The following is a 14,963-nucleotide window of genomic DNA, read 5'->3' as shown; positions in this document are numbered from 1 at the left end:
GCGCCCCGAGTTTCATCACTAGATTAACTAGAACAACTAGGTCCACCAGGAAGGAATCCACTTACTGTGCGCCTGATTTTTGCCGGAACCCCGGAACCCGCTGTCGTTGCACTGAAGAAGTTGCTCGAAGACTCCCATCACGAGATCGTCGCTGTTCTCACTCGTCCCGATGCCCGCCGTGGCCGCGGTAAGTCGCTTTCGCCCTCGCCGGTGAAGGCGCTGGCCTTGGAACACGACATTCCCGTTCTCACCCCGACGACCTTGCGCGATGAGGAAATTCAACAGGAGATCCGCGAACTAAACGCCGACTGCATCCCGGTGGTCGCCTACGGCAATCTCGTGCCGGAGGAATTGCTCGATGTACCGACGCACGGCTGGGTAAATCTGCATTTCTCGCTACTTCCTGCTTGGCGAGGTGCCGCGCCGGTGCAGGCAGCTATCGCTGCCGGCGACGAAGTCACGGGTGCCAGTACCTTCCGGATTGAAAAGGGTCTGGATACCGGACCAGTTTTCGGTACCGTCACCGAAGCGATTCGCCCGACCGATAATGCCGACGACCTTTTGACCCGCCTGGCATACTCCGGCGCGGATCTTCTAGCTACCACCATGGACGGCATCGAAGCCGGTGCGTTGCGTCCGACCGCTCAGCCGGAACAGGATGTCAGCTACGCCGCTAAGTTCGGGCCGGAGGATGCCCGAATCGTTTGGACTCAGCCGCGACATCTTCTCGACCGCCGCGCTCGTGCATTCACGCCTGCCCCAGGTGCGTGGACGACTCTCGACGGCTCACGTCTAAAGGTCGGAGAGCTCGCCCCGCTTTCCGACGAGGACAGCGCCGCGGTCGACGAGGTGCGAAAGGCGGCTGCTCCGGAGACGGCAGCCGCCGCACCGGGTGAGTTGGTAGTGGAGAAGCACCGGGTATCAGTGCGTTGTGCCGATGGCTATGTGCAGCTGGTGAAGGTGCAGCCACAGGGTAAGAAGATGATGGATGCGTCCGACTGGGCGCGAGGTAGCCAACCCGGCGGAAAGGTCTGCGAGTAAATGGGCAACGACAAACCCCGCCACACCGGTGGCGGACGGCAGCGCAGCAACCGCGGCGGACAGAACCGCAATGACCGCAACCGAAACCGTGACAACCGAGGTGGGGACAATCGCGGTGGCATCGACCAGCCGCGCAAGGTCGCACTGAAGGTACTAGCCGACGTTCGCGAGAATGATGCTTACGCGAACCTGCTCCTGCCCAAGTTGCTGAAGGCACACAAGCTCAAGGGTCGGGATGCTGCTTTTGCAACGGAGCTAACGTACGGCACACTGCGGGCGGAAGGCCTGTTGGACGCCGTGATTGAGGCATCGTCGTCACGCCCGTTAAGCGATATTGCTGGACCGGTGATGGACGTGCTGCGCCTGGGCACGTACCAGCTGCTGCGTACGCGCGTCGACGCCTACGCGGCGGTCGATACCTCGGTGCGGGCAGTGGCGAAGGCGGCGGGACCTGGTGCGCGCGGTTTTGTCAACGCCATTTTGAGGAAGGTCTCCTCGAAGACCGAAAGCGAATGGGTGGCTGAGATTGCGCCGGATCCTGCGACCGATCCGATTGGCTACGTGGCAATGAAGCATGCCCACCCGCGCTGGATTGCGATGGAGTTTGCCCGCGCACTCGGTGCACAAGCCGGTGAGCTGCAGCAGGCACTCGCTGCCGACGATGCCCGCCCGCTGGTGCACTTGGTCGCTCGTCCGGGCGAGATTACCGCAGAGGAATTGGCACTGATTACCGGCGGTGAAGAGGGACCGTGGTCGCTGTACTGCGTGCGCCTGGACTCCGGCGCCCCAGGAGAATTAGAGCCGGTCCGGCAGGGCTTGGCTGCGGTGCAGGACGAGGGATCTCAGCTCATTGCACGTGCCGTCACCACGGCGCCAGTGACCGGCGCAGACACTGGCCGCTGGTTGGATCTGTGTTCGGGCCCCGGTGGGAAGTCGGCGTTTATCGGCGGAATCGCAGCAATTGAGGGCGCAAAGCTCGATGCCGTTGAAGTATCTGCGACTCGCGCAGAACTGGTGAGAAAGGCCACGGCCGGGCTACCAGTGACTGTAAGCGTCGCGGATGGTCGTGATACCGGGCTGGACACAGGCTTTGACCGCATCTTGGTAGACGCACCGTGCTCTGGCTTGGGCTCGCTCCGCCGTCGACCGGAAGCGCGCTGGCGGAAGTCGCCGTCCGATCTGAACTCGTTAACTACGCTGCAGTTTGAACTGCTCAGCGAAGCTGTGCGTCTGGCACGGCCGGGTGGCATCATTGTCTATTCCACGTGTTCTCCGCATCTACGGGAAACCAGGGGCATTGTCGACAGGGCAGTGACGGAATTACCGGTGACTGAGCTGAATGCACACGAGTTGGTAGCGCCGATGACTGATGTCGGACCGTATCCATCTGTGCAGATGTGGCCACACCGCCACGGGACCGATGCGATGTTCTTCTCAGTTTTGCGCAAGAACGACTAGGCTCAGAGGTTATGAGCGCACCAATTATTGCCCCGTCCATTCTCGCTGCTGACTTCGCTCGCCTCGACCGCGAGGTTGAGGCTGTAGCCAATGCAGATTGGCTACATATCGACGTCATGGATGGCCACTTCGTTCCCAACCTGTCCTTCGGCGCTCCGGTGCTGGAGGCCGTAGCTGCGGTGACGGACAAGTACTTGGATGTCCATCTCATGATTGAAAACCCGGAGAAGTGGGTCGACACCTACATTAAGGCGGGGGCGAGCTCCGTTATCTTCCATGTGGAAGCCGCCGACGACGCCATCGCACTGGCACGCCGCATTCGTTCCCGGGGCGTGAAGGCCGGGTTCTCGCTGCGCCCGGGCACCCCAATTGAGCCGTGGCTGGATCACCTCGCCGAATTCGACGAGGTGCTGGTCATGAGTGTCGAACCCGGTTTCGGGGGCCAGTCCTTTATGCCGGATCAGCTGGCCAAGGTCGAGAAACTACGTGAACGCATTGATTCCGAAGGTCTGGATACTCTGATCGAGATTGACGGTGGTATCTCCACCAAGACCATCGAATCCGCTGCCGCCGCTGGTTGCGACGCCTTCGTTGCAGGGTCGGCCGTTTTCGGCGCTGATGATCGTGCGGCGGCTGTCGATGAGCTGCGCGCATTGGCCACCGCTGCTGCAACTAAGTAGACGGCGGTGAGAAACGGTGGCACAGTTTCCGGATCTCGTCTCCGCACAGCCGCTGACTGACGCCCAAGCTATGGCATTGGCCATAGAAGCCGGTCAGCGGGTTCGAGGCACCACCTATCCCAATCCACCGATTGGTTGCGTCATTCTCGATACCACCGGGATCGCGGTAGGTGTGGCCGGAACTGAGCCTGTAGGCGGGCGGCACGCAGAGCCACAGGCATTGGAGATGGCGGGGCCTCGAGCTCAGGGCGGCACTGCAGTGGTCACACTCGAGCCGTGCAATCATATCGGCCGTACACCACCGTGCACCGAGGCACTTGCGGCAGCCGGTGTTTCCCGCGTCATATTTGCGGTCGCCGATCCTAATCCCGTGGCCGCTGGCGGCAGCGAGTGGTTGCGTTATAAAGACATCGAGGTCGTGGAAGAATTCCAGCGTGACCGAGTAGCCGCCGGCTACTTACGTCCATGGTTACACTGGCAGCGCACTCGGCGCCCACATATCACGCTAAAGACTGCGGGCACACTGGATGGTTTCGCCGCCGCTACCGACCGCACCTCGCAGTGGATCACAGGGGAGCAGGCGCGGGCACGGGTACATATCGATCGTGCACGTCGGCAAGCGATTGTCGTCGGAACGGGGACGGTACTCGCTGACAATCCCCGGTTGACCGCGCGCACCCCAGAGGGCGAAGAGATGTCAACGCAACCTCTGCGCATCGCGATTGGCACTTCGGAGGTCGCCGCCGATGCGAATATCCGCGGCGATAACTTCCGCCACATTCGCACTCACGATGTGGAAGTGGCGCTGGAGACAATGGCGGATATGGGACTTATTGACGTGCTGGTAGAAGGCGGCCCACGGCTCGCCAGCGCTTTCTTAGAAGCCGACGCTGTCGACGCGATTGAGTCCTACATTGCCCCGGCGTTTCTCGGCGCTGGTCTGCCAGTGGCATCGGCCAACCACGAGACCACCATCACTGACATCTCCCGTTTCCGTACCGTCGCGGTCGAGACTCTGGGGGATGACATTTTGATCACGGCACTCCGCAGTGGCAAAGATCGCGGGTAGACCGGCTAGAGTTAATTTTGTAAAAATCTTTCAATTTATAACAAACGGTAAAGGATTTTCCTGACCACTATGTTTACGGGAATTGTTGAGGAACTCGGCGAAATTCGCGAAATCCACCGCGAAGCCGATTCCATTACTCTGGCCATTCGCGCGACCACCGTGCTTGACGACGTGCACCACGGTGATTCCATTGCTGTCAATGGCGTTTGTTTGACCGTCGTGGAGTTTGGCGATGATTTCTTTACCGCTGATCTCATGCAAGAGACTCTGGATAGGTCGAGCCTCGGCCAGGTTGAGGTCGGCTCCAAGGTCAACCTCGAACGTGCAACCGCAGTCGGTCAACGCCTCGGCGGCCATATCGTGCAGGGACATGTCGATGGCACCGGCGAGGTTATTTCGCGCACGCCAGGGGAGCGCTGGGAAGTAGTGCGGATTTCGCTGCCGGAGCATCTCTCGAAGTATGTCGTGGAAAAGGGCTCAATTGCCGTGGATGGTACTTCGTTGACCGTCTCTGCAGTAGGCGAGGGGTTCTTTGAGGTCAGCCTGATACCGACGACGCTGACGGACTCCGTTATTGGTTCGACCGCGGTAGGTGCCAAGGTCAATTTGGAAGTCGATGTGCTAGCCAAGTACGTCGAGAAAATGTTGGAAAGATAAGCTACAAGACTGTGATTAAGTTCGATTCTGTAGAGCGGGCCATTGCGGACATCGCAGCCGGTAAGGCCGTGGTCGTCGTCGACGATGAAGATCGTGAGAACGAGGGCGACATCATCTTCGCCGCCGAGAAGGCAACGCCTGAACTTGTTGCCTTTATGGTTCGCTATTCCTCTGGTTACATCTGCGCGCCGCTGACCGTCGAGGACTGCGAGCGTCTGAATCTGCCACCGATGGTGTCAGAGAATGAGGATGCCCGCGGTACCGCATACACAGTGACCGTGGATGCCAACACCGGTACGACCGGTATTTCCGCCACAGATCGTGCGAACACCATTCGTACTTTGGCTGACCCCACGTCGAGTCCGCACGATTTCACCCGACCAGGACACGTGGTTCCGTTGCGAGCTCGCGATGGTGGCGTCCTCGTCCGTGCCGGTCACACCGAGGCTGCGGTCGATCTCGCCCGCCTGGCAGGGCTTCGTCCTGCCGGCGTGCTGTGTGAGGTTGTCTCCGAGGAAGACCCGACCGGTATGGCGCGCGCGGAGGAACTGCGTCGCTTCTGCGACAAGCACGATTTAGCGCTGATCTCCATTGAGCAGCTGATTGAATACCGTCGCCACAACGAGCACTTGATTGAACGCGTTGTCGAAACCAAGCTGCCGACCGACTACGGCGAGTTCCGTGCCATTGGGTACCGCAGCCTTATCGACGGTGTCGAGCATGTCGCTCTCGTTGTGGGGGATGTGTCTTCTAACGATGGTCAGGACGTCCTCGTGCGTGTGCACTCCGAATGCCTCACTGGCGACGCACTGGGATCTCGCCGCTGCGACTGCGGTCAGCAGCTGCACAACTCCATGCGCATGGTTCACGAAGCGGGTCGTGGCGTCATCCTCTACATGCGCGGTCACGAAGGCCGAGGCATTGGTCTGATGCCGAAGCTGCAGGCCTACCACTTGCAAGATGAAGGCGCTGACACCGTTGATGCCAATCTTGCGCTCGGCTTGCCGTCGGATGCCCGCGAGTACGGCACTGGTGCACAGATTCTGCAGGATCTTGGAGTCACCTCTATGGCGCTGCTGACGAACAATCCGACCAAGCGTGCCGGCCTAGGTGGTTATGGGCTGGAAATGAGCCGCCGGGTACCGGTGCCAGTTGAGGTCAACGAGGATAACTTGAAATACTTGTTGACAAAGCGCGAACGCATGGGCCATGAACTTCCTTGGTTGGATGAGTACATGGAGACCAACGGCATTTCGACAGAAGGAGCACAGTAGATGAGTGGCGCAGGTCTTCCTGAAATTTCCGTTCCCGATTCCACTGGTGTGACCGTCGGTCTGGTCACCTCTCACTGGAACGAGGAGATTACTGGGCAGCTTCGTCGTGAAGCACTGGCACAGGCCGAGGAGGTCGGCGCTGTAGTTACGGATGTGACGGTCGTCGGTGCTCTGGAGATTCCGGTTGTGGTACAACAGCTCGCGCGAACTCACGACGCCGTGGTGGCGCTGGGATGCGTTATCCGCGGTGGTACGCCGCACTTCGACTATGTCTGCGACTCGGTGACTGAGGGGCTGACGCGGATCGCACTGGACTGTGAAACGCCAGTTGGCAATGGTGTGTTGACCTGCAACACTGAACAGCAGGCAATTGATCGTGCCGGCGGTGAGGGCGCTGCGGAGAATAAAGGTCGCGAGGCCATGGCCGCAGCGCTGCATACCGTCGCAGTGTTGAAGTCCCTTCGTGAAGGTGGAGCTGAGTAAGAATGGGTAACTCCGAACGCCACAGCAATTCGACTGCCGTCGACACCGGTAGCGAAGACAAATGGCTGTTGGAAATCACCTCGCAAAAGCTGCGTATGTGGGCGATTATCGCTGCAGTCGTGGTCTTCGCTATCCATATCTTCATGGGTATCGTGGTGGACTTTGGTAACACCGGCGCTTCGGTGACCGCTATTGACCAGCTGGCTTTCCCACTGATTGGTTTGATCATCGCCGGGGTAATCCTGCTGCTGACTCGAGCTCGCGTTCGCGTAAATGCCAGGGGCGTGGAAGTCCGCAATCTACTCAATGCGAAGTTCTACCCGTGGGTCGATATCTACGGCCTGAGTTTTCCAAAGAAGTCCCGCTGGGCTCGCTTGGAGCTGCCTGACTTTGAGTTTGTGCCGATGCTCGCAATCCAGTCGGCCGACGGCAGTCGCGTCGTGGAAGACATCCGCCGGTTCCGTGAACTTGAAGACAAGTTCATGCCGGAGGACTAACCCAAGGACACGTTTTAAGGACACCGTAAGTGACTGACCCTTCTCAGTACCGTCCCGCCCCCGGCACCATTCCCACGGAGCCGGGGGTGTACCGTTTTCTCGATTCAACCGGGCGTGTTCTCTACGTCGGCAAGGCGAAGAATCTCCGTGCACGTTTGTCTAACTATTTCCAGGACTTAACTCGGCTGCATCCCCGCACCCGTCAGATGGTGCAGTCCGCTTCGAAGGTGACGTGGACTGTCGTCCACAATGAGGTCGAAGCGCTGCAGTTGGAGTACACCTGGATCAAGCGCTTTAATCCGCGGTTCAACGTGATGTACCGCGACGATAAGTCGTATCCGATGTTGGCCGTCAGTGTCGGAGAGCTGTACCCGCGGCTGTTCCTCTACCGAGGGCCACGCCGGAAGGGCGTGCGTTATTTCGGGCCCTATTCGCACGCGTGGGCTATCCGGGAAACGCTCGACTTGCTTACACGAGTTTTCCCAGCCCGCACCTGTTCAAAGGGAGTTTTCAACCGGCAGCAGGCTCTGGGGCGGCCCTGTTTGCTCGGCTATATCGACAAATGCTCGGCGCCTTGTGTAGGCCGTGTCAGTGCCGAGGAGCACCGCGAAATTGTCCGTGGTTTTACCAGCTTCATGTCGGGAAATACGGGCCCGGTCACCCGCCGCTTGAAAGAGGAAATGGAGGAAGCTGCCGGCGAGTTAGACTTCGAGCGCGCCGCTAGCCTGCGCGACAACCTCGCTGCCATCGATAAGGTCATGGAGCGGCAGTCTGTCGTGCTTTCCGACGCCGCCGATGCCGACTTTATTGCGCTAGCAACCGACGAACTGGAAGCGGCCGTGCAAATTTTCCACGTACGGGCAGGACGTATTTACGGTCAGCGCGGCTGGGTAGTGGAGAAATCCGGCGAGTACGCGACTACTGAGTTTCGAGAGGGAGAAACTGACCCCAGCTTGAGTGGGCTGCTAACGCAGTTCCTGACACAGTTCTATGGCGATGCCGCCAAGCACGCCGATGTAGACGGCGATGAATCGACCACTGCCGCCCAGGTTGTGCCACGCGAAATTCTCGTCCAGACCACGCCCGACGATCTTGACGAGGTTGCTGCATTTTTGGCCGATATTCGCGGCACCAATGTGGATATTCGCGTCCCACAGCGCGGTGACAAGCGGACGCTCATGGAGACCGTGCAGAAAAATGCCGCTGAAGCGCTGCGCCAGCACAAACTTAAGCGAAGTGGAGATCTAACTACTCGATCGCAGGCTCTCTCCGAACTTCAGGACGCGCTGTTTATGGATGAAGCGCCGCTGCGTATCGAATGCACTGACATCTCGCATATTCAGGGCACCGATGTGGTGGCCTCGTTGGTGGTCTTCGAAGATGGATTGCCCAAGAAGTCCGACTACCGCCGCTACCGAATCAAGGATGCAGCGGGTGACGGTCGCTCCGACGACGTCGGCTCCATCGCTGAGGTGGTGCGTCGTCGTTTTCTGCGCCATAACGAGGACAAGCTCGCCATGCCCGATGATGCCAGCGAAATGTTCGTCGAAGAGACGACTGATGCCGTCGATGAGCAGTCGAGGAGTAGCCGCAAGTTTGCCTACCCGCCACAGTTGTTCATCGTCGACGGTGGTGCACCGCAGGTCGCAGCCGCTCAGTCGGTCCTCGATGAACTAGAGGTCACCGATGTGACGTTGGTGGGGATTGCCAAGCGCTTAGAAGAGCTATGGATTCCCGACGATGATGAGCCACTTATTCTGCCGCGCAATTCGGAAGCGATGTACCTTATTCAGCGAATTCGTGATGAGGCGCACCGCTTTGCCATTAATTATCACCGCCAGCAGCGCTCTAAACGCATGCGCTCTTCGGTACTCGATGGCATCAAGGGGCTGGGGCCAGCACGCCGCAGTGAGTTGGTCAAGCGCTTTGGCTCTGTTGCGGCGCTGAAGAAAGCCAGCGTCGAGCAGATCGAAGAGGTCGATGGTTTCGGGCCAATGCTCGCGAAAACTGTCTACGATTACCTCCACCCAGACGAAAAATCGTCGGAACCATAATCGGATTTCGGTACCGGAGAATGGGCGTAGAAGTAGGTAAACAAGTGGCTAAAACCGCACTTGAAACAGTGCTAGCGGGTTTACTTCCGCTAGTAAAACCGAGAGCGGTTGGGCGGAACTGTATTAGAGTGATGGCATGATTACTTCGGGTTATTCCCCTCAGGCTGAAAAGTCACTTGTGTTGATTACCGGCATGTCCGGTTCCGGACGCAATACGGCCGCCAGCGTCTTGGAGGAGATGGGCTGGTATGTCGCAGACAACCTGCCCCCGGAGTTGATTATGCGCATGGTCGAGTTGTCGTTTGAGGCGGACTCTCCCGTAGAGCGCCTCGCTATCGTCACCGACGTGCGCTCGCGCGCGTTCGCCGGCAGTTTGGGGGAGGTGCTCGACGGACTCCGCAATGAGGGGCGCCAGCCCTATGTCATCTTCTTTGATGCCAACGACGACACCCTCATCGCCCGCTACGACTCTGTCCGCCGCACCCATCCGCTGCAGGAAAATGGCACGCTTTCACAGGGCATTGCCGCTGAACGTCAGATGCTGCTGCCAATAAAGGGCATGTCGGATTTAGTAGTGGATACTTCTGACATGAGCGTGCACGATTTGCGCCGTGAGTTAGAGCATCAGCTGTCGGATACCGCTAGCAAGATTCAGCAGATCACCATCGAATCCTTTGGGTTTAAGCACGGTGCACCGCGCGATGCCGACATGCTTTTCGACGTCCGTTTTCTCCCCAACCCCTATTGGGTACCTGAGCTGCGTGCGGGCCGCGGTACCAACAAAGCAGTGGCCGACTACGTGCTGTCCCAACCTGAGTCTCAGGGGTTCTTGGATAATGTCACAAACTTGATTGAATTGGTTTTGCCCGGGTACCGCCGTGAGGGAAAGGGTTTTATGACTATCGCTGTGGGATGCACCGGAGGCCATCACCGAAGTGTGGCCATGTCGGAGGCGCTGGCTAAGAAGCTCGAGAGAGTTTCCGGGATCAACGTCAACGTCGTCCACCGTGATATTGACCGCAACTAGTGGTTTTCGTGGAGGTGTAGAAATTGACATCAATTACCAGTCTGGGTGGCGGTCATGGTCTCTTTGCCACGCTGAGAGCTGACCGTCAGGTTGCGGACCATGTCACAGCGGTGGTCACAGTTGCTGACGATGGAGGGTCCTCTGGTCGCCTTCGTCGTGAGCTGGGACAGATTCCCCCTGGAGACCTTCGCATGGCGCTCGCCGCCCTTTCCGCGGATACGGAGAAAGGCAATCTGTGGGAAGAGACGCTACAGCACCGCTTTGGCGGAACCGGCGCACTCGCAGGCCATGCGATTGGCAATCTCATCATCGCTGGCCTCACCAGTGTGATGGGAAATGAAGTCGACGCACTTGACGAAATTGGCCGATTGCTGCAAATCCAGGGTCGCGTCGTGCCCATGTCGCCAATCCCGCTAGAGATTGAGGCCGAGGTCGTTGGCCTGGAGCAGGATGCCCGCGTCGTGCGCCAAGTCCGTGGCCAGGTCGCAGTGGCCACCACACCTGGTCAGGTGCGCCGGATCCGACTCATCCCTGAGACACCGCCGGCATCCGGGGAGGCCATTGAGGCGATTCTCAATGCTGATTTGGTGACGCTTGGACCAGGTTCGTGGTTCACTTCTGTTCTGCCACATCTTCAGGTGCCGGGTTTGCGGGACGCACTACTAGAAACCGATGCCACAACCGTGGTGGTGCTGAATCTCGTCGCCGAACCGGGGGAGACCGCTGGATTTTCATCTGAACGGCACATCCACATGCTCACACAGCATGCACCTAACTTGAAGCTCAATTACGTACTTGTCGACGACAACACGCCGCTCGCGGATACCGAACGGGAATACCTGCAGCGAGCGGCGGACAGCCTAGACGCGAAGGTTGTCTTCGCCGATGTGCAAGAAGTTGACGACCACGGAGCTCTGACGGGTCGGCATTCCCCGGAGAAGCTAGCTATCGCACTTCGTCAGTTCCTCTAAAGCGTCCGGCCAGTCGAGGGTTTTACGCATTCTCCTGCGGGGATGCAGCAGGCAATCAACTAATTGCCACTCGATTGGTTCCGGATACTATCCTTGAGATTTATTGCTAAAGCACAAATGGGGTTAATTAAACCTAAATTAGCCAGGCCCAAACCCAGCTCGTACACATGAAATGAGGATGGACAGCATCGTGGCATTGACGGCGAAGGTCAAAGACGAACTAGCCCGCGTGTCAGTTTCGCAGGAAAGCGCTCAAGCAGCGGAGATTGCGACCCTGTTCCGCTTCGCAGGAGGACTCCACCTGGTGGCAGGTTCGATAGTGCTGGAGGCTGAGTTGGATTCCGGCGCTGTCGCACGCCGCCTGCGCTCCATGCTGGCCGAACTCTACGATGTCAAAGCCAGCCTCAATGTCTTGTCTCCCGGTGGCTTGCGGAAGACCTCGAAGTACATCGTGCGGGTAACCGATGGCGCGGAACTCGTCGTTAGGCAAACTGGCCTGATTGACTCTGCAGGACGTCCCGTACGTGGCCTACCACGCAAGCTGATCATGGGACAGAAGATTGATCAAGAAGCTGCATGGCGGGGTGCTTTTTTGGCACATGGTTCATTGACTGAGCCGGGGCGTTCCTCAGCTTTGGAGGTCACTGCTCCCTCTGCTGAAGCGGCACTTGCATTGGTGGGATGTGCTCGTAGGCTCGGAATTACGGCTAAGAGCAAGGAAAATAAGTCCCGCGGTGGCGATCGCGTAATCATCCGGGAGGGCGATGCAATCGGTGCGCTCCTCACGCGAATGGGAGCCCAGACTACTCGTCTGCAGTGGGAAGAACAGCGTATGCGTCGTGAAGTGCGAGCGACGGCCACCCGCTTGGCGAACTTCGACGATGCCAACCTGCGGCGCTCGGCTCGTGCGGCCGTTATTGCAGCAGCGCGAGTAGAGCGAGCTTTAGAGATTCTCGGTGACGATGTACCAGATCATTTGGTTTCTGCAGGACAGCTGCGCATTGAGCATAAGCAGGCATCATTGGAAGAACTCGGGCAGCTCGCTAATCCACCAATGACCAAGGACGCAGTCGCAGGGCGAATCCGTCGTTTGCTCTCCATGGCGGACAAAAGAGCAAACGAACTCGGAATTCCCCCCACAACTGCAGTCGTTACAGACGAACTTTTTGACAAAGAAGTTGACGAGTAAAGCACCTGTCATGCCTAGTCAGATGCATAATTTTGGATAAATCTCCGTTTATTTGGGATTTTCGAGCGAAAGCATCGCTGCGCGAATGAAAAACCCAACGTACACTTCTGTAGTGAACCTGTTGGAGCGCAATCAGCGCCCTGACAAGTGGCATCGATTCGCCAATCCATTAAGGAGATTATTGTGACGGTTCGTGTAGGTATTAACGGTTTTGGTCGCATTGGCCGCAACTTCTTCCGCTCCCTGCTCGCTTCGGGCGCTGACCTGGAAGTCGTTGCTGTAAACGACCTCACTGATAACAAGACCCTGGCTCACCTGCTCAAGTACGACTCCATCATGGGCAAGCTTGACGCAGAGGTCACCTACGACGATGAGTCCCTCACCGTCAACGGCAAGCGCATCGCGGCATACGCTGAGCGCGACCCGAAGGACCTGCCGTGGGGTGAGCACGAGGTCGACATCGTCATTGAGTCCACCGGTTTCTTCACCGATGCCAACGCTGCCAAGGCTCACATCGAGGCTGGCGCCAAGAAGGTCATCATCTCCGCTCCGGCTAAGAACGAAGACGCAACCTTCGTTGTCGGCGTCAACCACACTGACTACGACCCGGAGAAGCACAACATCATTTCGAACGCTTCTTGCACCACCAACTGCCTTGCTCCGATGGCTAAGGTTCTGGACGATAAGTTCGGCATCGAGCGCGGTCTCATGACCACCATTCACGCATACACCGGTGACCAGCGTCTGCACGACGCTCCGCACAAGGACCTGCGTCGCGCCCGCGCTGCTGCTCTGAATATTGTTCCGACCTCCACCGGCGCTGCAAAGGCAGTTGCTCTGGTTCTGCCGCAGCTCAAGGGTTTGCTGGACGGCTACGCACTGCGTGTTCCGACCCCGACCGGCTCTGTCACCGACCTGACCTTCACTGCTAAGAGCGAGGTCACCGTCGAGTCCGTCAATGCCGCCATCAAGGAAGCTGCAGAGGGCGAGCTCAAGGGTGTTCTGGGCTACAACGAGGACCCAATCGTTTCCAAGGACATCGAGGGCGACCCGCGTTCCTCGATTTTCGACGCACCGCTGACCAAGGTCATCGGCGATCAGGTCAAGGTTGTCTCCTGGTACGACAACGAGTGGGGCTACTCCAACCGCCTCGTCGACCTGGCTGTCTACGTCGGTGAGCGCCTCTAATAACACACCTGGTTAATCCCAGACCCCGAACGGGCCGGGGTGGCTGTGCCTGGGTAGGGCACGCCACCCACGGCCCGTTTTTTACACACTTTCACAAGGATTTCATTGAGATGACTGTTAAGACTGTCAAAGACCTGATCAACGAAGGTATTGAAGGCCGTTACGTCCTCGTCCGCTCCGACTTTAACGTTCCGTTGAAGGACGGCGTTATCACCGATCCGGGTCGAATCGATGCTTCGCTGCCCACCCTGTCCGCGCTTGTCGAGGCCGGTGCCAAGGTCGTTGTTATGGCTCACCTGGGTCGACCGAAGGGCGAGGTTAAGTCCGAGTTCTCCCTGGCCCCGGTCGCTGAGGCGCTGTCTGAGCGCCTGGAGCAGTACGTCGCGCTCGCCGGTGATGTCTCCGGTGAGGACGCGCACGAGCGCGCTAATGGCCTGACCGAGGGCGATGTACTCCTGTTGGAGAACGTCCGCTTCGATCCGCGCGAGACCTCCAAGGACGAGGCAGAGCGCGCCGAGTTCGCAGCCGAGCTGGCTGCACTTGTTCCGGACGGAGCATTTGTTTCCGACGGTTTCGGTGTTGTTCACCGCGCCCAGGCTTCCGTCTTCGACGTCGCTAAGAAGCTGCCGCACTACGCCGGCAACCTGGTTCAGGCTGAGCTAGAAGTTCTGCGCAAGGTCGCAGAGACCCCGGAGAAGCCGTACACCGTCGTGCTCGGCGGTTCCAAGGTTTCCGACAAGCTGGGCGTTATTGAGGCTCTCGCGCCGAAGGTTGACTCCCTGGTCATCGGCGGCGGCATGTGCTTCACCTTCCTGGCTGCCAAGGGCTACGCCGTTGGTGCATCCCTGCTGCAGGAAGAGATGATTGACACCTGTAAGGATCTGCTGGACCGCTACGGCGATAAGATCGTTCTGCCAACCGACGTAGTCGTGGCTGACAAGTTCGCTGCAGACGCTGAAAACAAGGTGGTAGACGCCACCGAGATTCCGGAAGGCTGGATGGGCCTGGACATCGGACCGGCTTCCGCCGAGGCATTCGGCAAGGTGCTCGCTGAGTCCAAGACTGTGTTCTGGAACGGCCCGATGGGCGTGTTCGAGATGGAGGCTTTCGCAGCTGGCACCCGCGAGGTTGCACAGGCCATCATCGATGCCACCACTAACAACGGTTGCTTCTCCGTCGTCGGTGGCGGCGACTCCGCAGCAGCAGTACGTACTCTGGGGTTGAACGAGGACGGCTTCAGCCACATCTCCACTGGTGGTGGCGCTTCGCTGGAGTTCCTCGAGGGTAAGACTCTGCCGGGCGTCTCCGTCCTGGAAGACTAAGATTTTTCCACCACCGGATTTTCATCGCTTAAAAATCCGCTAATTGATAGGGA

Annotated in this window: 14 protein-coding genes; all 14 read left to right on the top strand. The window is 58.6% G+C overall.

The genetic code is table 11. The features are described 5' to 3' along the window. Positions 1 to 66 precede the first annotated feature (66 nt). Positions 67 to 1,041, top strand: a complete 975-nt coding sequence (gene fmt / locus HMPREF2787_RS05595; protein WP_070858616.1) for a methionyl-tRNA formyltransferase — start codon at positions 67 to 69, stop codon at positions 1,039 to 1,041. Next, positions 1,042 to 2,499, top strand: a complete 1,458-nt coding sequence (locus HMPREF2787_RS05590) for an RsmB/NOP family class I SAM-dependent RNA methyltransferase (protein WP_070858615.1) — start codon at positions 1,042 to 1,044, stop codon at positions 2,497 to 2,499. Positions 2,500 to 2,510: 11 nt separating this feature from the next. Then, positions 2,511 to 3,179 (top strand): ribulose-phosphate 3-epimerase, encoded by a 669-nt coding sequence (gene rpe, locus HMPREF2787_RS05585; protein ID WP_070858614.1) that lies wholly within the window; start codon positions 2,511 to 2,513, stop codon positions 3,177 to 3,179. Positions 3,180 to 3,195: 16 nt separating this feature from the next. Continuing rightward, positions 3,196 to 4,248, top strand: a complete 1,053-nt coding sequence (ribD, locus tag HMPREF2787_RS05580) for a bifunctional diaminohydroxyphosphoribosylaminopyrimidine deaminase/5-amino-6-(5-phosphoribosylamino)uracil reductase RibD (protein ID WP_070858613.1) — start codon at positions 3,196 to 3,198, stop codon at positions 4,246 to 4,248. A gap of 69 nt (positions 4,249 to 4,317) precedes the next feature. Continuing rightward, complete coding sequence (locus tag HMPREF2787_RS05575; protein ID WP_070858612.1) at positions 4,318 to 4,905, top strand: riboflavin synthase; 588 nt, start codon at positions 4,318 to 4,320, stop codon at positions 4,903 to 4,905. Between the two features lie 11 nt (positions 4,906 to 4,916). Beyond that, positions 4,917 to 6,179 (top strand): bifunctional 3,4-dihydroxy-2-butanone-4-phosphate synthase/GTP cyclohydrolase II, encoded by a 1,263-nt coding sequence (locus tag HMPREF2787_RS05570; RefSeq protein ID WP_070858611.1) that lies wholly within the window; start codon positions 4,917 to 4,919, stop codon positions 6,177 to 6,179. Continuing rightward, the gene (gene ribH / locus HMPREF2787_RS05565; protein ID WP_048731874.1) at positions 6,180 to 6,662 is read left to right on the top strand and encodes a 6,7-dimethyl-8-ribityllumazine synthase; all 483 of its coding nucleotides are present in this window, start codon (positions 6,180 to 6,182) and stop codon (positions 6,660 to 6,662) included. A 2-nt stretch (positions 6,663 to 6,664) separates the two neighbouring features. Continuing rightward, positions 6,665 to 7,159: a PH domain-containing protein gene (locus HMPREF2787_RS05560; protein ID WP_070858610.1), complete on the top strand. Its 495-nt coding sequence runs from the start codon at positions 6,665 to 6,667 to the stop codon at positions 7,157 to 7,159. A gap of 29 nt (positions 7,160 to 7,188) precedes the next feature. Further along, positions 7,189 to 9,213 carry an excinuclease ABC subunit UvrC gene (gene uvrC, locus HMPREF2787_RS05555; RefSeq protein WP_070858609.1) on the top strand — a complete coding sequence of 675 codons (2,025 nt, stop codon included), beginning with the start codon at positions 7,189 to 7,191 and terminating at the stop codon, positions 9,211 to 9,213. Between the two features lie 136 nt (positions 9,214 to 9,349). After that, complete coding sequence (gene rapZ, locus HMPREF2787_RS05550; RefSeq protein ID WP_070858608.1) at positions 9,350 to 10,240, top strand: RNase adapter RapZ; 891 nt, start codon at positions 9,350 to 9,352, stop codon at positions 10,238 to 10,240. A 23-nt stretch (positions 10,241 to 10,263) separates the two neighbouring features. Beyond that, entirely contained in the window at positions 10,264 to 11,211 is a 948-nt protein-coding gene (yvcK, locus tag HMPREF2787_RS05545) for a gluconeogenesis factor YvcK family protein (protein WP_070858607.1), read from the top strand. Between the two features lie 190 nt (positions 11,212 to 11,401). Beyond that, a complete protein-coding gene (whiA, locus tag HMPREF2787_RS05540) occupies positions 11,402 to 12,400 on the top strand; it encodes a DNA-binding protein WhiA (RefSeq protein ID WP_049190810.1) in 999 nt (332 codons plus the stop codon). A gap of 183 nt (positions 12,401 to 12,583) precedes the next feature. Then, positions 12,584 to 13,588, top strand: a complete 1,005-nt coding sequence (gap, locus tag HMPREF2787_RS05535; RefSeq protein WP_070858674.1) for a type I glyceraldehyde-3-phosphate dehydrogenase — start codon at positions 12,584 to 12,586, stop codon at positions 13,586 to 13,588. A 110-nt stretch (positions 13,589 to 13,698) separates the two neighbouring features. Continuing rightward, the gene (gene pgk / locus HMPREF2787_RS05530) at positions 13,699 to 14,910 is read left to right on the top strand and encodes a phosphoglycerate kinase (RefSeq protein ID WP_049172950.1); all 1,212 of its coding nucleotides are present in this window, start codon (positions 13,699 to 13,701) and stop codon (positions 14,908 to 14,910) included. Positions 14,911 to 14,963 lie beyond the last annotated feature (53 nt).

The organism is Corynebacterium sp. HMSC061H03 (assembly GCF_001838215.1).
Lineage (GTDB): Bacteria > Actinomycetota > Actinomycetes > Mycobacteriales > Mycobacteriaceae > Corynebacterium > Corynebacterium jeikeium_D.
Note: the sequence above shows the minus strand (reverse complement) of the source record. Positions and strands in the feature narration are given on the sequence as shown.